Source organism: Streptomyces sp. CB02923 (assembly GCF_001905005.1).
GTDB lineage: Bacteria > Actinomycetota > Actinomycetes > Streptomycetales > Streptomycetaceae > Streptomyces.
In genome coordinates this window covers 135653-153644 of sequence record NZ_LWKZ01000023.1, presented here as the reverse complement: position 1 = coordinate 153644, position 17992 = coordinate 135653, and the positions used below count along the sequence as shown (strand labels likewise).

Genomic DNA, 17992 nt, shown 5'->3' with positions numbered 1-17992 from the left:
GGTGAGCGGTGGCCGGTGAGCGGTGACGGGTGAGCGGTGGCCGGTGAGCGGTGACGGGTGAGCGGTGGCCGGTGAGCGGTGGCCGGTGAGCGGTGGCCGGTGAGCGGTGGCCGGTGAGCGGTGGCCGGTGAGCGGTGGCCGGTGAGCGGTGGCCGGTGAGCGGTGGCCGGTGAGCGGTGGCCGGTGAGCGGTGGCCGGTGAGCGGTGGCGGGTGAGCGGTGGCGGGTGAGCGGTGGCGGGTGAGCGGTGGCGAGTGAGCGGTGCTCAGCCGCGGCTGGTGTCGATGACGCAGAAGCGGTTGCCCTCGGGGTCGGCCAGTACGACGAAGTCGGCGTCGTCAGGGTAGAGGTCCCACTCGACCCGCCGGGCGCCCAGGGACACCAGCCGCTCGACCTCGGCGGCCTGGTCGGCGGCGTCACCGGCGTACAGATCCAGGTGGACCCGGGGATGTTCCTGAACGGGTGTCCCGCTCAGGCCGATCGCCACCTGGGCCCCGTCCCCGTCCGCGGGCCTCAGCACCACCCAGTCGTCTGCCATCTCGTCACGCGGTACGTACCCCAGAGCGTCCGCCCAGAAGGCGGCCGCACGCCGCACGTCCGAAGCACCCAGCACGATCGACCCGATCTTCAGCATGGTCCGATTATCACGCAGCGGCGCTCCGGCGGCGTTCCTAGCCCGCGAGGACGGTGACGCCCGCGTCGGCCTCGTTGTCGCCGAAGGTGAGCCGGCAGGTGTCGGCGCGGTACGTGGACAGGGCCACGGCCGCGGTCCGGCCGTCGGCGAAGTAACGGGTGGTGACGACGAGGACGGGAGCGCCGGGCAGCCGGTCCAGTTCCTTGGCGTCGTCCGCGCGGGCCGAGCCGAGTTCCACGGCGCGGTCCTGGCCTTCCAGTTCGAGCTGCTGGAGCTCGCGCAGGACGGTGCGGGCGCGGGCCGGCGCGTCCACGGCGGTGCGGGTGGCGGCTTCCGGTACGGAACGGGCGGGGACGTACAGCTGCTCGGCGGCGACCGGCTGGCCGTGCGTGACCCGGCTGCGGTGCACGACGTGCACCTCCTCGCCGGGCGCCAGCTCCAGTAGGCGCGACACCGCCAGGGGCACGTTCTGCGACTCGACGGCGCCCACCGGCTCCCAGTCGTCCCCGGGCGCGCCCGGCCAGGTGTGGTGCGCCGGGTCGACGGCCACGCCCACGCGGGGCGGCGCGACGGTCGTACCCACTCCGCGGCGGCGTTGCAGACGGCCTTCCAGTTCCAGCTGCTCCAGCGCCTGTCGCAGGGTGGCGCGCGCGACGCCGAACCGCGCCGCCAGCTCACGCTCGTTGGGCAGGATCTCGCCGACCGAGAACTCCGAGTCGAGAGCCTCGCTGAGCACGGTCTTGAGGTGCCAGTACTTCGGCTCCGGCGCCGTTTCGAGCTGCGTGGTCCCCACCCTGTCCTCCGCCATGGCCGTCTTCCCGACGGGGGTGGTCCCCGCCGGAATGCGGGCCCGTCCCTGAGCCCACTCGTGCGCCCGGATATGAGCGCTTCTTTATTAAAGGTTGTTGCAGTATCCCTGTGACGATATGGCTGCCCCCACCCTTGGTCAAGACCAATGGGCCGATCCGTTCACGGCCGGTGACCGGGAGCCTCGGCCGGATACCCCGCTGCGCGACGAGGACGCGCCGGGTACGGCCCTCCGGAGGCGATCCTGAGGCGGCGGGGGCGGCCATCGCGGCAGGGCCGCGTGTCACCGTGCTCGCCACGGTGGGGAGCACCCTGCGGCCGACCACGGAACTGCTCGCCGAGGAGGCCGCCCACGCTCCTCAGCAGACCCGGAGTACCCGGACAAATCGGAAGCCCCGGAAGGCTCAGGAGGCGGCGAGCGACGCCAGCTTGTCCGGGTTGCGGATGATGTAGACGGTCTGGATGCGGCCGTCCACCACATCGATCTGGAAGACCGCGTCCAGCGTGCCCGCGAACCGGACCAGGAGCGCCACGCCGCCGTTGACCTCGCGGTAGGCGAATTCGGCCGCCGCGAGACCGCCCCGGGTGGCACCGATCAGGAAGCGGCCGACCTTGTCGGCGGACTCGATGATCCGCAGCGGCGCCTTGGCCTTGCCGCCGCTGTCGCCGACCAGCCGCACGTCCTCGGCCAGCAGGCTCAGCAGCCCCTTCAGGTCCTCGCCCGCGGCCGCCGCGAGAAAGCGCTCGGTCAGGTCGCGCTGCTGGGCCGGGTCGACGTCGAAGCGCGGGCGGCGCTCCTCGACGTGGCGCCGGGCGCGGCCCGCGAGTTGGCGCACCGCGGCCTCGCCGCGCTCCAGGACGGCGGCGATCTCCGCGTACGGGTAGCCGAACGCCTCGCGCAGCACGAACACCGCGCGCTCCAGCGGCGACAGCGACTCCATCACCACCAGGACGGCGAGGGTGACGGACTCGGCGAGGACGGCGCGCTCGGCGGTGTCGGCGGATTCGGTGGTCACGTCGCCGAAGTCGGTGGCCAGCGGCTCGGGCAGCCACGGCCCCACGTACGCCTCCCGGCGCGCCTGGACCTGCCGCAGCCGGTCGATGGCCAGCCGGGTGGTGACACGCACCAGATAGGCACGCGGTTCGCGGACCTGCTCCCGGCCGGCGGACGACCAGCGCAGCCACGCCTCCTGCACCACGTCTTCGGCGTCGGCCACCCGGCCGAGCATCCGGTAGGCCACGCCCAGCAGCACCGGGCGGTGCTCCTGGAAGACATCGGTCGCGGGGTCGGTCTGCACGCCTTCATCCCAGCGGGCCGACCGGAGGTTGTCCAGCGGAAACGTTCGGAAAGCGGCTTCTGCGGACGTGGTGTGCGGCACAGCCGGAGGGACGCGGCGTACGCAGGGCGTTCGGAGGCGCGGCCCGGCGCCCGCACCTCACTGCCCCAACGCCCTTGCCATCGAAGGCCGGAGCCTACCGCCAGGTAGCCATCGCTGACATGGTGTCTCTGCGCATCTGCCCGCATCCCCGTCCTCTCAGGAGCCACCATGGCCGCACCGGTCTCCTTCGTCCACGTCACCCCGCCCGGCCGCCCGGCCATCCGCGTCGCCTACCAGCGCAAGGGCTCGGGCACGCCGATCGTCCTGTTGCACGGCATCGGCCATCACCTCCAGGCGTGGGAGCCGGTCACCGACATCCTCGCCGCCTCCCACGAGGTCGTCGCCCTGGACCTGCCCGGCTTCGGCGCCTCCCCGGCGCTGCCGCCCGGGGTGCCCTACGACGTCGACTCGGTCGCCTCGCTGCTGGCCGCGACGTTCACCACGCTGGGCCTCGACCGGCCGCACACCGCCGGGAACTCGCTCGGTGGCCTGCTGGCCCTGCACCTGGGCATCGGCAAGCACGTACGGTCGGTGACCGCGCTCTCTCCCGGCGGTTTCTGGACGCCTGCGGAGCGGCGGTACGCCTTCGCGATCCTGCGCGGTATGCGGGCGGGCGCGAAGCTGCTGCCGCGGCCGGCGGTGGGGCTGCTGGCCCGTTCGGCGGCGGGGCGGGCTTCCCTCACGAGCACCATCTACGCCCATCCGGGCCGCCGTTCGGCGTCGGCGGTGGTGGCCGAGACGGAGGCGCTGCGCGGGGCGACCGGTTTCGAACCCACGCTGGCGGCGGGCCGCGCCGTACTGTTCACCGATGACGTACCGGACATTCCCGTGACCATCGCCTGGGGCAGCCGGGACCGGCTGCTGCTGCGCCGTCAGGGCGTACGCGCCAAGTACGCGATACCGGGCGCCCGGCTCGTGCGGCTGCCGGACTGCGGCCATGTGCCGATGAACGACGATCCGGCGCTGGTCGCCCGGGTCATCCTCGACACGGCGCGCTGAGGCGGAAGCCGAACCGAAAGCCGAAACGGAAGCGGAACCCGAAGCGGAAACCAGGGGGCGGGCCGGAACCGGCCCCGGCCGGCCCCCCGGAGTTCACCGTCCGTTCGACGGCGGGGCACCGGGCGACGGTACGAACGGGAGCGTCACCACGATCGGTCGTAGCACGGGAGGTTTCACATGGCGCAGGGATCCGGCAGAGCCGTCAACCGGAGGTCGGTGCTGCACGGGGCGGCGCTCGGTACCGCGGCGCTCACCCTCCCCGCCGTCGCGCACGCCGCGGGAGCGGGCGGCACCGGAGCAGGTGCCGCGCCCCGCGCAGGAGGGGCGCCCGCCCAGGCGCGCGCCGGGCGGCCGAGCGCCCCGTGGGGCGTGCAGACCGGGGACGTGACGACCTCGTCCGGGCTGGTGTGGGTGCGGGCCGACCGGCCGGCCCGGATGCTCGTACAGACGGCGGCGACCGAATCGTTCCGCAACGCCCGCACCTGGCACGGGCCGGTCCTCGGCCCCGGTACGGACTTCACCGGCACCACCGCGCTGCACGGCCTGCCGTCCGGCGAGCAGATCCACTACCGGGTGCTGCTCGCCGACCCGCACGACTACCGGCGTACGGGCGAGCCGGTCACCGGCACGTTCCGTACCGCCTCGGACCGGCGCCGGGACGGCGTGCGCTTCACCTGGTCGGGCGACCTCGCCGGGCAGGGCTGGGGCATCAACCCGGACCACGGCGGCTACCGGATCTACGACGAGATGCGCCGTCGCGACCCGGACTTCTTCCTGTGCAGCGGCGACAACATCTACGCGGACAGCCCGATCGAGGCCAGCGTGCGACTGCCCGACGGCAGGATCTGGCGCAATGTGACCACCGAGGAGAAGTCGAAGGTCGCCGAGACGCTGGCGGAGTACCGCGGCGCGTTCCGCTACAACCTGCTGGACACCAACCTCCGCACGTTCAACGCGCAGGTCCCCACGATCATCCAGTGGGACGACCACGAGGTGCGCAACAACTGGTACCCGGGCCAGATCCTCGACGACGACCGGTACACGGAGAAGGACGTGGACGTGCTCGCGGCGCGTTCGCTGCGCGCGTTCCGGGAGTACTTCCCCATCCGTACGCTCCGGTCCGACCGGGGCGGGCGGGTCTACCGGGTGATCAACCACGGGCCGCTGCTGGACGTGTTCGTGCTGGACATGCGTACGTACCGGAACGCCAACTCCCCGAACCGGCAGACCGACGACCGGCAGGGCATCCTGGGGGCCGAGCAGCTGGCGTGGCTCAAGCGGTCGCTGTCGCGGTCCCGTGCCGTGTGGAAGGTGATCGCCTCCGACCTGCCGCTGGGGCTCGTGGTCGCGGACGGCAAGACGAACTTCGAGGCGGTGGCGCAGGGCGATCCGGGCGCGCCGCTGGGCCGGGAGCTGCAGATCGCGGAACTGCTGCGGCACATCAAGCACCATCGCGTCACCGGCACGGTCTGGCTGACGACCGACGTGCACTACACCTCCGCCCAGCACTACGACCCGTCGCGCGCCGCCTTCAAGGACTTCGCGCCGTTCTGGGAGTTCGTCTCGGGCCCGCTGAACGCGGGCGGCTTCCCGGCCGTGCCGCTGGACGGCACGTTCGGCCCGGCGCAGCCGTTCGTCAAGGCGCCGCAGCGGGCGAACGTCTCCCCCGCCGAGAGCCCGCAGTACTTCGGCGAGGTGGACATCGACGGGGGCAGCGGTGAACTGACGGTACGGCTGCGGCAGGACAGTGGTCAGGTGCTGTTCAGCCAGGTGCTGCAGCCGGGACGGGTGGGGCAGCCGGGCCGGTAGAGGCCCTTGCTCCCGGACGCCCGGCCGCCGAACCTCCCCGGGCGTCCGGCCCACCGCCCTCCGACCACCGATCCGGGCGTCCGGCCCACCGCCCCAGGCGTCCGCCCCACCTCCCCAGCCCCCCCAGTCCTCCATCCCACCGCCCCGCATCCGGACGGCTTCCCTAGCACACCCCCGGTCCGGCCGCGCATCTTCGCTGAAGGTCGGTCTGCCGCACCAGGACGGCGAGAATGCTGGTTCCTTGCGTCCATCCCGGTGACCGTGGTCACCGCGGCGGAAGACTGGGGGGATCATGCTGCTGACCGATATCGCGATTGCGGGAGTGGAGGAAGACCATTTCGGTTTCACTCCACACGCGGAGGTGCTCTGCGAGGCGATCCGGACGACCGAGCATTTGCCGCTGACCATCGGGATCTTCGGCCCGTGGGGCATGGGCAAGTCGAGTTTCATGAACATCTGCCGCGATCTGCTCGTCCGGCGCGGAGTTCCGGCGATCTCGTTCAACCCGTGGAAATACGACCAGAAGGACGAGATCTGGCACGCGCTCATCCAGACGGTGCTCACCGAGATCTCCGTCCGGCTTGCGGAGCGCCGGGCTTCCGGGGAAGAGCGCCAGAAGGCACGTCTGGCACAGGCCGCGAGCACGGCGAAACGGCTGAGCCAGGCAGCCGCCTGGCTGCTGGCCCGCCGGGCGGCCGGGCCGCTCACCGCGGGCGTCCTGACCCCCGAGGACGTCGACCGGGTCCAGACGGCCCTCACCGAGCCGGACGTCGGGACGTATCTGCACATCAACCGTTTCGAGGAGGACTTCAAGGAAGTCGTCCGCGGCTACACCGACGGCGGGCGCCTCGTCCTTTTCGTCGACGACCTCGACCGCTGCTCGCAGGACGCCGCGATCACGGTCCTGGACTCCCTCAAACTCTTCCTGGGAGAGGCTTCCTGCGTCTTCGTGCTCGCCATGGACCAGCAGGTGATCGCCGAAGCCGCGGCCCGCAAGCTGCGCAGCGACTCCCCGGATCCGGTGCGGGGCCGGCAGTATCTCGAAAAGCTCATCCACTTTCCGTACCGGCTCCCCGTGGTGCCTTTCGAAAAACTCTACGGTCATCTGCGGGACAAGGTCTCCGCGCCGGAATTGTCGGACTCACGGGAACTGTGGGAGATGATTCAGGTCGCGTTCGGCTCCAATCCGCGCCGGGTGCGCCGCTTCATCAACGGCCTGAATCTGACGGCGCTCACCCTCGCACGGCATCACCCGCCGTCCAGAGAGCGCCTGCTGCACGCCGGATCGCTGCTCGTCCTGCAGATGAAGCACCCGGACTTCTTCGCGACCCTGGAAACCGATCCGGGAGTCTGGGCGCGGTTCGACGAGGCCGAATTCAAGAAGGTCGAGCTGATGGGCGGTGACGCGCTGGTGGAGAGGGCCAATCCCGGCGTGCGGCGGTTCCTTTCGGCCGTTGCCTCCCGGCGTGAGGCATTCACCTTCCCGCCGCCTCCCACACCGAACGAGATCAGGGTGCTCACCGAAATCCTGGCGATCACCGGCGGCGTGTCCCCGGAAACCGAGGCCCCCTCATGAAGCGCGACCCGGAGCCCGACGTACGGTACGCGGTGGGCCTGGACATCGGCGACGGGGAGAGTGCCCTGTGCTGGCTGCGGACGAACGACCGGGAGACCGCTGACGTCTTCGTGCGGGCGCCGGACGGGCGGAGCGTCGTCACCGCGACGGCGCTCGAACGTGGCACCGGTCCCGGCGGGGCGAACCGGCGCGTCATCGGTGAGGCGGCCGTGCTGGTCAAGGACGGTGTCCAGTTCAGCGTGAACTTCAAGTCGCCGCCCGATCCGCTGGGCCTCGACACGCCGGAAGCCGTGCTGTTCGCCCAGGTCCTGCTGACCGAATTCTTCGCGGCGCACCCGGAGGTCAGGGACGACTGCACGGTCTACGTCGGTCACCCCACCGGCTGGGAGCCGGAGGTCGTCGCCCCCTACGGGGAGCATCTGGCGTCACTCCGCGTTCCCGTACGCCTCATGCCCGAATCGCAGTCGGCCCTGGTGCACGTCCGCGACCGCCGCGCCGAGCGGCGCGGCGGCCAGGGGCTCAGCCAGGTCCTGGTCGTCGATGTGGGCTCTTCCACGACCGATGTCACCTTCGTGGACGACCTGCGGCCGCGGAACCTCGCGGTCGGCAGTGCACTGGGCTGCCGCGAGATCGAGGAGACGCTCGTCGGACGGGCACTGGAAGAGCTGAAGAACGACGGGGCGTTCTGCCGGGCGGTCGCGGAGAGCGGCGGCACGGACATACTGCGCCTCCTGTGCCGCCGTATGAAGGAAGCCCAGTTCACGGGGGAGCCGGAAAAGTTCCTGAACGTGTTCTCCAGCTGCGATCCCCAGTACACGGCGATCGTCAGCACAGGGCTGCCCTGGCTGCGGGGAGTGGAGATTCCCCGGCAGGTGGTCGAGGCGCCCGGCGGCTGGGCCGACCGTTTCCGCGCCCTGCTGGAGGAAGTGCGGGAACACCTCGCCGCGCAGCGGCCGGAGCTGGTCGTACTGACCGGAGGCGGCTCACGGATGCCTGTCGTCCGTGACATCTCCCGCAGCGTGTTTCCGGAAGCCGTCGTGGAGAACGACAACGACCCGGCTCTCACCGTGGCCCGAGGGCTCGCCAGCGTAGGACGGCACCGGGTCGCCATGGACCGGTTCCGGGAGGACATCGCCGCCCTCCAGGACCTCCCCGCGTTCAAGAAGGCGATCCATGGCGCACTGCTGTCGGCCTTCTCCCGCGTCCGGAGCAACCTGCGCGACCGGCTCGTGAAGCAGGATGGCGGGGCAGCGGAGAGCGACCAGGAGATCGATGACCTCATCCACGAGATCGCGCGGATGGACAAGGTGCTCGACGATCTGCACGTCTCCATCGTCGCCGCGCTGACCCCCTTGGTCCTCGGCATCTGCAGCTCGTACGGGATCAGGGACGACCAGTTCCCGATGGTGTTCGAGGTGCCGGACCTCGTCGGCACGTCGATGCAGGACCGGATCCGCGGCATCTGGCAGCAGATCTCCGCTGCCCAAGCCGTGCACAGCACGGTGACGTCCCTGGCGGGCACCGCGGTTCTCGCGGCCAGGGGGCTGCTCCGCAACAGCAGCCACCCGGTCCAGTTCGTCGCCGGTACCGCGGCGGTGGTGGCGGCGGTCGGCGGGGCCAAGGGCGCTCAGCTCCTGGCCCGCCGGCGCCTGGAGAAGACCTTGGAGACCGCGGAACTGGATCACGACGAGACCGTACGTCTGGTCGGTCAGGTGGCCCAGGCGGTGACGGTGCAGATGGACGCCAGAGCGCTTGAGGTGGAGCGCTATCTGTTCTGAACCGCCGCCACCTGTTCCGACCCGCGGTCTTTGCCTCGATTGTGTCCTTTACTTATCGGTCACAGAGCGTTCGCGATCAGGCAACACCCGTCGGTGAGGCTGGTCTGCATGACTGACGCGACATCTGCCAAGAGCTCCCGCCGCCACCACTGGCGGCGGGACCTGGTCGAACTGGCGGCCCTGTTCACTGCCGTGTCCGTGGCGGACGCCATCGCCAACGCCATCGCGCACGGCCCGTCGGGGCCGGTGCTGCTGTGCTGCTCGGCGGTCGTCCTGATCGCCACGGCGGCGTTCCACACCTGGTGGTCACGCCGCCACGAGCACGCACCGCCGCCGACCGATACCGGCGCCGCAGCGCCCGCCGCTCCGGTCGCTCCCGCGGAGGAGCGGAAGGAGACGGCGCTGTGGCGGATGCGCACGACCGTACGGGACGAGCCGGGCAGCCTCGCCGCACTGTGCACCGCGCTGGCCGGACAGCGGGTGGACATCCTGAGCCTGCAGACGCATCCGCTGTCGGACGGGACGGTGGACGAGTTCCTGCTGCGCGCCCCCGCGGCACTGTCCGCCACCGGGCTGACCCGGGCGGTCGCCTCGGCGGGCGGCTCCCGCACCTGGCTGGAGCGCGCGGACGCCCACGACCTGGTGGACGCCCCTACCCGGATGCTGGGGCTGGCCACCCGTACCGCCCTGGACTCCGCCGAACTCCCGCTCGCACTACGCCAGTTGCTGGGCCGCTGCACCATCCGTTCGGTACCCGCGAAGGCCCTGAACGGGCAGCCGCCGGCCGAACGGGTGCCGGACGAGGGCATCCTCGAAGAGCACACCATGAAGTTCCGTGGCCCGTCCGGGGGATCCGTCACCATCGAACGCCCGCACCTTCCCTTCACGCCCACCGAGTTCGCCCGGGTACGGGCGCTCGTCGAGCTGGACGCGCGGCTCGGCCAGCGGGTGCCGCCGCGCCGCGACGTGCTCACCCTGCCCGAGGGCAACGCCATCACCGTCCGCCGCACCGACACCTCGGACCTGGCGGCGGCCCTGGAGATGCACGGCCGCTGCTCGGCCGGGACGCTGGCGAAGCGCTACCACGGCCCGGTCGCCGACGCCGAACGCTATCTGGACCACCTGCTCAGCCCCCGTTTCGGCCGCACCCTCGCGGTGGAGACCGCGTCCGGGCGGCTGGTGGCACTCGGCCACCTGCTGTGGGACGGCGAGGAGACCGAGGTGGCGCTGCTGGTCGAGGACGCGTGGCAGTGGCGCGGTATCGGCTCGGAGCTGCTGCGCCGGCTGGTCGGCATGGCCGCCGAGGCGGGCTGCGCGAGCGTGTACGCGATCACCCAGGCGTCGAACACGGGCATGGTGGCGGCGATGCGCGGTCTGGGGCTGCCGCTGGACTACCAGATCGAGGAAGGGACGCTGGTGATCAGCGCCCGCCCGGAGGGGGCACCCGTCCGGCGGGAGCCCGTACGGCCGGAAGCGGCCCGCAGCGTGCCGGGGGCCGGGCCGCAGGCGACGTGAGGGGCCGAGCGCTCCGGCACGGCCGCACGCGAAAACGGGGCCGGCCGGTACGCGAGCGCTCGTACCAGCCGGCCCCCGGGCGGTACGGAGACCGGTGCGGATCGGTGCCGTACCTCAGTGGTCCTCGGCGGTTGTGCCGGAACTCGTGCCGTTCAGCTGTTCCCGAGGGCCTCAGTGGTTCTCAGTGGCCCTCAGATGGTCCTCAGGGGTTTTTCGAGGCCCCGGAGTGCTGCTCAGACCTGCTCCCACAGGGACGGCGTGTTCGCGGGCTCCCAGCCCTCCTGCGCCTGGTGGCCCTGGAGGCAGCGGTACGTGGTGCCGCCGTACGTGACCTGGGCACCCGCCTCGTATACCGTGCCCGCCGACCAGGTGCCGCCCGGCTCGCTGGGGCCGGGGTCCTCGGAGCCGCTCGTGTTGGTCTTCAGTGTGAGGCCGTAGCCCTGGAGCAGCGGGTTGATCGGCTGGTAGAAGGTCGTGCCGCCGGAGCTGCAGTTGCCGGACCCGCCGGAGGTGACGCCCTGCGCCTGGCTGCCGGAGATGAAGGAGCCGCCGGAGTCGCCCGGCTCGGCGCACACCGAGGTCCTGGTGACGCCGCTGACGGTGCCCTGCGGGTAGGTGACGCTGGTGTTGTGCTGCTGGATGGTGCCGCAGTGCCAGCCGGTGGTGGAGCCGGAGCGGCAGATCGAGGCGCCGACCGCCGCCTGGGTGGAGCCGGCGACCCGTACGTTCTGGCCGCCCTGTCCCTTGACGTAGGGGGTCGAGGTCCAGCTGCTGTTGGCGGCGACCCAGGCCGTGTCCCGGCCGGGGAAGGTGGAGGCCTGGAAGCTGCCCTGAGCGGCCTGGTTGTAGCCGGTGGTGGAGGTGCCGGCGCGGCCGCAGTGGCCGGCGGTGGCGAAGCCCTGCTGGGTGCCGCGGGTGATCGCGAAGCCGACGGAGCAGCGTCCGCCGCCCATGTAGTACGCGTCGCCGCCGCGGATGTCGTAGAGCGGGCGCGGGCGTTCGGCGGTGGCTCCGACGCTGACGAGGCCGCGGTCGGCTCCGCTGGCGGCGACGAACGACCGGGCCGCTGCCGGGTCGGCGGCGCGCAGCTGCACCGTGTTCGTGCGGACGTCGACGGCCCACGAGGACGCTTGGGGGGCGGCCCGGCGCGCCGACGCGCGGTCCAGCTTGTCCTTGGCGGCGTCGAGTTGGGCGAGCGTGTGCGGTACGTGCACGGCGCGCGCGCCCGCCGCCCGTACGGCCGCGAGGCGCGTGGTGTCGGTGGTGGCCACGGTGAGGGTGGTGGATTCGGTGCCGCTGACCCAGGCACCGGCGAAGGAGCCGCCCAGCGCGTGGTGCAGGCGTCCGGCGACGGCGCCCGCTTCGGCCTCGTTGGCCAGCCGGCGTTCGGCCTGTGCCCGGTTGAGGCCGAGGTCACGCTGCATCGCCTGGAACACGGCGTCGGACGTGGCGCCGACGGCCAGTGTCTCGGCGGCCGTCCGGTGGGAGGTCTGCGGGTTCGTCGAGTCCGCCCGTACGGACTGGGCCGCCGCGGAGCCGGGCAGCGCGGTCAGGACGAGTGCGCCGACGGCGGCGAGGACGGCACACGCGCTGGTTCGGGCGTGTCTGTGGCGCATGGGGGTGGTCTCCTCGGTCTCGGGGGGGGTGGAGGTGCCGCACAACGTAGGTGTGATGCGCCGGTCGGCAGAAGATGTCAGTTGTCCTTCTGCCAGGTGGTATGGATGACGGGCGGGGCTCACGGGTATTCGGGGTCCGCCGTCCGGCCGCCGGTGCCTCCCGGCGGGCCGGGGTCGGCCGCGTCGCGGTGGTCGGCCAGCCACTGCGTATAGCTCTCGCTGCGCGCCGCGGCGTCGGCGTGGGCGGCACGTGCCTGGGCGACGACCTCGGGGGCGGAGCCCGCCGCGGGGGTGCCCGGGTGCCAGCCCAGCAGGTGGCGCCAGGTCAGCGGCGTACCGGCGAGCGGTCTGGTCACCACTCCGGGGGTGGGGGGCAGGGTCGCGCGGCACAGTCCCGCGGCGCGGCCGACCTGGACGAGGTGGATGCAGGAGGCGGTGTCGGTCTCGTAGACGCGGGTGGGGGTGAAGCCGGCGCGGGCGCAGGCGAGGGTGAAACAGTCCGCGAAGCAGCCGTCGCCCGGTACGTCCGCCCAGGCCTCCGCCGCCAGTTCCGCGAGTCCGATCTCCCGCTGCGCGGCCAGGGGGTGGCTGTCGGCGAGCATGACGAAGACCGGGTCCACCGCGATCTCCCGCCAGCTGAGCCGTTCGGATTCGGGCGCCGGGCTCTCCCCGCAGGCCCCGATGAGGGCGAAGTCCAGGCGTCCCGCGGTGACGGACGCGGCGATCTCGCGTTCGGACCAGGTGGTGAACGTGGTCACCGGCACGCCCGGACGGACGGTCGCGAGCCGGTCCACCAGGCCGCCGAGCAGCGGGCCGTGGGTGCCGCCGAGCCGGAAGCCCGCCACCGTGCCGCCCGCGCTGTGGAACCGTACGGCTTCCTGCTGGAGCTCGCTGATCGCGGGCAGCACGACGCGGGCGCGGTCGAGCACGAACTCGCCCAGTGCGGTGGGCCGCACGCCGAAGCGCCCGCGGTCGAAGAGCCTGCCGCCCAGCGTCCGTTCTATCCGTTTGAGCTGGGCGCTCAGGGCGGGCTGGGCGAGGCCCAGCTGGGCGGCGGCCTTGGTCAGGCTGCCCGCGTCGGCAATAGTCCGGATCGTCTTCAAATGCCGCAATTCCAGGTCCATTCTGTGAGCTTGGTGCTCCGCTCCGGGCGGGAGCAATAGTCCGGTCCGGACCAATGACGGACGCGGTCACCGGGCCGGGCGGCCGGCACCGCGCGGCTCCGGCACCGTTCGCCCTCCGCGGACGCGGCGTTCCCGGCGGGATCGCGCGGCGCGCTGCTGATGACGCGGCGGGGGCTTCCGTACGAGGATGGGGCGCATGTCCCACACCACTGCTTCCGACAACGCGCCCCTCCCCCGCCAGGTCGCCGACGCCTACGTCGACGCCCTGGTCGACCTGGACCCCATCACCGGTACCTTCCTCGGCGTCCCGGAGAGTTCGAGCCGACTGCCCGACTTCTCGCCCACCGGCCAGGAAGCGGTGGCCCAGCTGGCCCGTACGACGCTGGACCGGCTCGCCGAGGCCGAGCAGCGGCCGGGCGGGGACAGCGAGGGCGAGCGGCGCTGTGCCCGGCTGCTGCGCGAGCGGCTGACCGCGGAACTGGCGGTGCACGAGGCGGGCGAAGGGCTGCGCACGGTGAGCAACCTGCACTCGCCGCTGCACGCGGTGCGCGAGGTTCTGACGATCACGCCGGTCGAGACGGACGACGACTGGGCGGCGCTCACCCGGCGGCTGCGGGCGGTGCCCGCCGCGCTGGAGGGCTACCGCGCCTCGCTGGAGGCGGGCCTGAAGCAGAACCTGCCCGCCGGGCCGCGGCAAGTCGCGACGGTCACCGGCCAGTTGAGCACCTGGATCGGTACGGACCGCAGCTGGTTCGCCGAGCTGACCGAGCCGGGCCCCGAGGCGCTGCGTGCCGAGCTGGACGCGGCGGCGTCGGTGGCGACCGGCGCGCTGGTGGAGCTGCGCGACTGGTTCCGCGACCGTTACGCGCCGGCGGTCGAGGGCGCGCCGGACGTGGTGGGCCGCGAGCGCTACGCCCTCCTCGCCCGCTACTTCAACGGCACCGACCTGGACCTGAACGAGGCGTACACGTACGGCTGGTCGGAGTTCCACCGGCTGCACGCCGAGATGGTCACGGAGGCGGAGAAGGTCCTGCCCGGGGCGCGGACCCCGTGGGAGGCGCTGTCCTGGCTGAACGAGAACGGCGAGGCCGTGGTGGGTGTAGAGGAGACCCGCCAGTGGCTCCAGGCACTGATGGACCAGGCCATCGAGGCCCTGGACGGCACGCACTTCGACCTGGCGGAGCGGGTCAAGCACGTGGAGTCGCGGATCGCGCCGCCCGGCGGCGCCGCCGCTCCGTACTACACGAGCCCCTCACTGGACTTCTCCCGCCCCGGCCGCACCTGGCTGCCGACGATGGGCCAGACCCGCTTCCCCACGTACGACCTGGTCTCGACCTGGTACCACGAGGGCGTGCCGGGCCACCACCTCCAGCTGGCGCAGTGGGCGCACGTCGCCGAGGACCTCTCGCGCTACCAGACGACGGTGGGCATGGTCAGCGCCAACGCCGAGGGCTGGGCGCTGTACGCCGAGCGGCTCATGGACGAGCTGGGCTTTCTGACCAGCGCCGAACGTCGGCTCGGTTACCTGGACGCGCAGATGATGCGGGCGGTCCGCGTGATCATCGACATCGGTATGCACCTGGAGCTGGCCATTCCGGCGGACTCGCCGTTCCACCCGGGCGAGCGCTGGACGCCGGAGCTGGCGCAGGAGTTCTTCGGCCGCCACTCCAGCCGTCCGGCGGACTTCGTCGAGAGCGAGATCATCCGCTATCAGGGGATGCCGGGTCAGGCCATCGGCTACAAGCTGGGCGAGCGCACCTGGCTCGACGGCCGTGCGGCGGCGCGGCAGCGGCACGGCGCGGACTTCGACCTCAAGGCCTGGCACATGGCGGCGCTGTCGCAGGGCTCGCTGGGCCTGGACGACCTGCTGGCCGAGCTGTCGCGGCTCTGAGGCAGCGGCGGCGTGTTCGTCTTCTCCGGCGATCCGCTCCGGCCCGGCCACGTCGGTCCGGAGTTCGCCGGGGAGCCCGGCGCGGTACGGACCGCCGGGGCGGGCCACGCGGTCGTCGACCATGCGGCACTGCTCGCCGGGGACGCGGCGGGCGCGGTGGCGCGGGTGCCGCGCGGGTCCGGGGCGGCGTGGTACCGCGGCCGGGCGCTGCCGTCCGAGCGGTACGCCGCGCTCGCCGCGGCCCTCGGCGAGCGCGGCGTACCGCTGCTGACCTCACCGGAGAGCTATCGCGCGGCCCATGAGAGCCCCGGCCGGTACGGCACGTTCGCCGGCCTCCGCCTGGACCGCCGCCGGGCCTCGCGCGCGCCCGGCGCGGTGGCACCGGCGGGGGTGCGGGTGTGGTGGGTGGACGGCGAGCCGGTGCTCGTCGGCGCCCGCCCGGACGCGCCGGGGCGGTGCCCGCAGCCGGACCTGTCGGCGGTCGCCCCCGTCGTACGGAAGGCGCTGCGCACGCTGGGCTGCCGGTTCGTCACCACGGACCTGGCGCTGCGCACGGACGGGATGTGGCGGGTGGTCGAGGTGGGTGACGGGCAGGTCGGCGGCCTGCCCGCGGGGGCGGGCACCGGCGAGCTGATCGAAATGCTGGCCACGGTGGCCGCGGGTTTCCCGCCGGTCCTGAGGGCGGGCCGGGTCGTCCTGCGGCCGGTCGTGCCGACGGCGGCGGCGCGGCTCGCGGACGGCACGGGTGACGGCGGCGCCCGCCCCGGCGAAGCGGTGTGGGCGGGCGGCGGTCCGCCGGAGTCCGCCGCCACCTGCGCCGGGGCCGTCGCGCAGGCCGCCGCGTCGGGGCTCTACCGGCCGGGCTGGGGCCTGTTCACGATCGTCCGGGCCGACGACGGTACGGCCGTGGGGTCCATCTGCTTCCACGGGCCGCCGGACGACGAGGGCACGGTGGAGATCGGGTACGCGCTCTGCCCGCCGGCGCGGGGCGCGGGCTGGGCCACGGAGGCCACGCGCCTGCTGGCCGACTGGGCGGCCGGGCGGCCCGAGGTCCGTACGGTGCTGGCGCTCACCGAACCGGCGAACGTGCCGTCCCGGCGGGTGCTGGAGCGGGCCGGGTTCGTGCCGTCCGGCGACCGGTACGGGCTGCGGGCGCACGTCTTCGCGGGGACCGGGTCCTTTCTCTGAACGCCCGTCCGTGGCGCCGCGGCCTCACGCCGGTGTCCGCCGCCTTTCTCACGGGTGCTTTCCGCTCTCCCGGATCATTTGTCGGCGGTATGGATCTCGTACCGCCAGAATGCGCGGTGCCGCCAGAATTCGACGGCCGACATGGTGTTCACGAACTGCCGCTGCAGTCCCGCCGCCCGGAATCCCGCGTAGGGCAGCGCTCCGATCACGGCGAAACACCGGAGCATCGGCCACATGCTGCGGGATACGTCCTCGACGTGCCGCACACGGAATCCGGTTTCGGCGGTCAGGCGTTCCAGCGTGCCGTAGGTGAAACGCTGGAACGACGGCATCGCGGCCCAGTCGTTCAGCTGCCGGAAGGCCTCGGCCGCCGGAGTGGGCATCCGCGCCGCGGTCTCCCGGCCGTACTCGAACATGACGAGCCGGCCGCCCGGCTTGAGTACCCGGTGGAACTGCCGGAGCACCGCCTCGGCATCCGCCGCGTGCACCAGGGTTTCCATGGTGTAGACGGCGTCGAAGCTCTCGTCGGGGAAGTCGAGGGCCGCGTAGTCGCTGTGCGAGAAGGTGAGCAGGTGGTCGAGGCCGCGGCGGCGGGCCCGCCGCCGGGCCTGTGCGACATGGGCTTCGAGCAGGTCCACCCCGTCGATCCGCAGGCCGAACCGGCCCGCCAGCCGGCCGGCCACGTCGCCCACACCGCACCCGGCGTCGAGAACACGCGCGCCGGGCGGCTGCGCGAGCGTCTCCCCCATTCTGTCTTCCATGCGGCGCAGCGCTTTCGACCAGGCCCACGGGGAGTCTTTCTCGTGATAGAAGCCGAAATGCTTGGTGCCGTTCAGAAAAAGGCGGTATCCCAGCCGAGAACCCGGCTGACGGTAATATCGGATGACTTCGCGTACGTTGCTCACGTCCGCACCTTGCCAGCCCGGACGGTACCGGCACATCGCTTCGGCGCCGGAACCCCTCTTCCGGGTCGACGACTTCACCCGTCATCCATTCCGCCCCGTTCGTCACGAGCCGGGGGCACGAGCCGGGAACGGATCGTGCGGGCCGTCCGCCCGGCCCGGTGACCTGAAACCATGCGGCTTCCGAAGGCCGGGCAACAGGGTGATGTGAGAGGTCATGTCGGTGCATGCGGGGATTGCGGCCCGGAATCACACAGTGCCGATCACCGGCGAAACCCTTGATACGCCGGGGATTCCACTGCTAGACACCTCCCATGACCGGCTATTCCCCCGACGCCACCGACTGGCGCATCCTCGACGTCCTGCAGCGCAACGGCCGCGCGGGGTACGCCGAACTGGCCCGCGCCGTGAACATGTCCGCGAGCGCGGTGACCGAACGGGTACGGCGCCTGGAGGAGGCCGGGGTGATATCCGGGTACGCCGCGGTGGTCGAGCCGGCGGGCGTCGGGCTGTCGGTGCTGGCCTTCGTCCGGTTGCGCTATCCGGACGGCGGCAACTACGGGCCGCTCCACGACCTGCTGGACACCACGCCCGAGATCCTGGAGGCGCACCACGTCACGGGCGACGACTGCTTCCTCCTGAAGATCGCCGCCCGCTCGATGAAGCATCTGGAGGAGGTGTCGGGCCGGGTGGGGGCGCTGGGCCCCGTGACGACCAGCATCGTGTACTCCTCACCGCTGCCCCGGCGTCCGATCGGTTCCTGAGCCGCCCGGCG

The 17992-nt window shown here is 72.4% G+C and carries 14 protein-coding genes; 8 read left to right on the top strand and 6 right to left on the bottom strand.

What is annotated here, in order from left to right; all coding sequences use genetic code 11:
• Nucleotides 1-264 precede the first annotated feature (264 nt).
• From A6A06_RS19265 to A6A06_RS19255, 3 genes are all read right to left on the bottom strand, one after another.
• A complete protein-coding gene (locus A6A06_RS19265) occupies nt 265-633 on the bottom strand; it encodes a VOC family protein (RefSeq protein WP_073762534.1) in 369 nt (122 codons plus the stop codon).
• Between the two features lie 37 nt (nt 634-670).
• On the bottom strand, nt 671-1426 hold the full coding sequence (locus tag A6A06_RS19260; protein ID WP_073763226.1) for a GntR family transcriptional regulator: 756 nt from the start codon (nt 1424-1426) through the stop codon (nt 671-673).
• Nucleotides 1427-1844: 418 nt separating this feature from the next.
• A complete protein-coding gene (locus A6A06_RS19255) occupies nt 1845-2738 on the bottom strand; it encodes an RNA polymerase sigma-70 factor (protein WP_073762533.1) in 894 nt (297 codons plus the stop codon).
• A 249-nt stretch (nt 2739-2987) separates the two neighbouring features.
• Here A6A06_RS19255 and A6A06_RS19250 point away from each other — a divergent pair, with 249 nt between their 5' ends.
• From A6A06_RS19250 to A6A06_RS19230, 5 genes are all read left to right on the top strand, one after another.
• A complete protein-coding gene (locus tag A6A06_RS19250) occupies nt 2988-3818 on the top strand; it encodes an alpha/beta fold hydrolase (RefSeq protein ID WP_073762532.1) in 831 nt (276 codons plus the stop codon).
• A 177-nt stretch (nt 3819-3995) separates the two neighbouring features.
• Nucleotides 3996-5627 (top strand): alkaline phosphatase D family protein, encoded by a 1632-nt coding sequence (locus A6A06_RS19245; protein ID WP_073762531.1) that lies wholly within the window; start codon nt 3996-3998, stop codon nt 5625-5627.
• Nucleotides 5628-5919: 292 nt separating this feature from the next.
• On the top strand, nt 5920-7203 hold the full coding sequence (locus A6A06_RS19240) for a KAP family P-loop NTPase fold protein (RefSeq protein WP_073762530.1): 1284 nt from the start codon (nt 5920-5922) through the stop codon (nt 7201-7203).
• Nucleotides 7200-8981, top strand: a complete 1782-nt coding sequence (locus A6A06_RS19235) for an Hsp70 family protein (RefSeq protein WP_073762529.1) — start codon at nt 7200-7202, stop codon at nt 8979-8981. The genes A6A06_RS19240 and A6A06_RS19235 overlap by 4 nt, the downstream gene beginning before the upstream one ends.
• Nucleotides 8982-9089: 108 nt before the next feature.
• Nucleotides 9090-10496: a GNAT family N-acetyltransferase gene (locus A6A06_RS19230; protein WP_073762528.1), complete on the top strand. Its 1407-nt coding sequence runs from the start codon at nt 9090-9092 to the stop codon at nt 10494-10496.
• A 233-nt stretch (nt 10497-10729) separates the two neighbouring features.
• Here the strand turns inward: A6A06_RS19230 and A6A06_RS19225 are convergent, their stop codons facing one another.
• Both A6A06_RS19225 and A6A06_RS19220 read right to left on the bottom strand, forming a co-directional pair.
• Nucleotides 10730-12112, bottom strand: coding sequence for a carbohydrate-binding protein (locus tag A6A06_RS19225; RefSeq protein ID WP_073762527.1), 1383 nt, complete (start codon nt 12110-12112; stop codon nt 10730-10732).
• 119 nt (nt 12113-12231) lie between these two features.
• Nucleotides 12232-13236, bottom strand: coding sequence for a LysR family transcriptional regulator (locus A6A06_RS19220; protein WP_073762526.1), 1005 nt, complete (start codon nt 13234-13236; stop codon nt 12232-12234).
• Between the two features lie 196 nt (nt 13237-13432).
• Here A6A06_RS19220 and A6A06_RS19215 point away from each other — a divergent pair, with 196 nt between their 5' ends.
• Complete coding sequence (locus A6A06_RS19215; protein ID WP_073762525.1) at nt 13433-15127, top strand: DUF885 domain-containing protein; 1695 nt, start codon at nt 13433-13435, stop codon at nt 15125-15127.
• Between the two features lie 12 nt (nt 15128-15139).
• Nucleotides 15140-16315, top strand: a complete 1176-nt coding sequence (locus A6A06_RS43735) for a GNAT family N-acetyltransferase (protein WP_079194144.1) — start codon at nt 15140-15142, stop codon at nt 16313-16315.
• A gap of 74 nt (nt 16316-16389) precedes the next feature.
• Here A6A06_RS43735 and A6A06_RS19205 read toward each other — a convergent pair whose 3' ends face one another.
• Entirely contained in the window at nt 16390-17256 is an 867-nt protein-coding gene (locus A6A06_RS19205; protein WP_073763224.1) for a class I SAM-dependent methyltransferase, read from the bottom strand.
• A 275-nt stretch (nt 17257-17531) separates the two neighbouring features.
• On the opposite strand from A6A06_RS19205, the gene A6A06_RS19200 reads away from it, so the two are divergent.
• Nucleotides 17532-17981 carry an Lrp/AsnC family transcriptional regulator gene (locus tag A6A06_RS19200; protein WP_073762524.1) on the top strand — a complete coding sequence of 150 codons (450 nt, stop codon included), beginning with the start codon at nt 17532-17534 and terminating at the stop codon, nt 17979-17981.
• Nucleotides 17982-17992 lie beyond the last annotated feature (11 nt).

What these genes read in the sequence shown, in the direction of transcription:
- A6A06_RS19235 (WP_073762529.1), top strand. Translation starts at nt 7,200, where the DNA reads ATGAAGCGCGACCCGGAGCCCGACGTACGGTACGCGGTGGGCCTGGAC.
- A6A06_RS19225 (WP_073762527.1), bottom strand. Translation starts at nt 12,112, where the DNA reads ATGCGCCACAGACACGCCCGAACCAGCGCGTGTGCCGTCCTCGCCGCC.
- A6A06_RS19245 (WP_073762531.1), top strand. Translation starts at nt 3,996, where the DNA reads ATGGCGCAGGGATCCGGCAGAGCCGTCAACCGGAGGTCGGTGCTGCAC.
- A6A06_RS19230 (WP_073762528.1), top strand. Translation starts at nt 9,090, where the DNA reads ATGACTGACGCGACATCTGCCAAGAGCTCCCGCCGCCACCACTGGCGG.
- A6A06_RS19200 (WP_073762524.1), top strand. Translation starts at nt 17,532, where the DNA reads ATGACCGGCTATTCCCCCGACGCCACCGACTGGCGCATCCTCGACGTC.
- A6A06_RS19240 (WP_073762530.1), top strand. Translation starts at nt 5,920, where the DNA reads ATGCTGCTGACCGATATCGCGATTGCGGGAGTGGAGGAAGACCATTTC.
- A6A06_RS19250 (WP_073762532.1), top strand. Translation starts at nt 2,988, where the DNA reads ATGGCCGCACCGGTCTCCTTCGTCCACGTCACCCCGCCCGGCCGCCCG.
- A6A06_RS19215 (WP_073762525.1), top strand. Translation starts at nt 13,433, where the DNA reads ATGTCCCACACCACTGCTTCCGACAACGCGCCCCTCCCCCGCCAGGTC.
- A6A06_RS19220 (WP_073762526.1), bottom strand. Translation starts at nt 13,236, where the DNA reads ATGGACCTGGAATTGCGGCATTTGAAGACGATCCGGACTATTGCCGAC.
- A6A06_RS19265 (WP_073762534.1), bottom strand. Translation starts at nt 633, where the DNA reads ATGCTGAAGATCGGGTCGATCGTGCTGGGTGCTTCGGACGTGCGGCGT.
- A6A06_RS19205 (WP_073763224.1), bottom strand. Translation starts at nt 17,256, where the DNA reads ATGTGCCGGTACCGTCCGGGCTGGCAAGGTGCGGACGTGAGCAACGTA.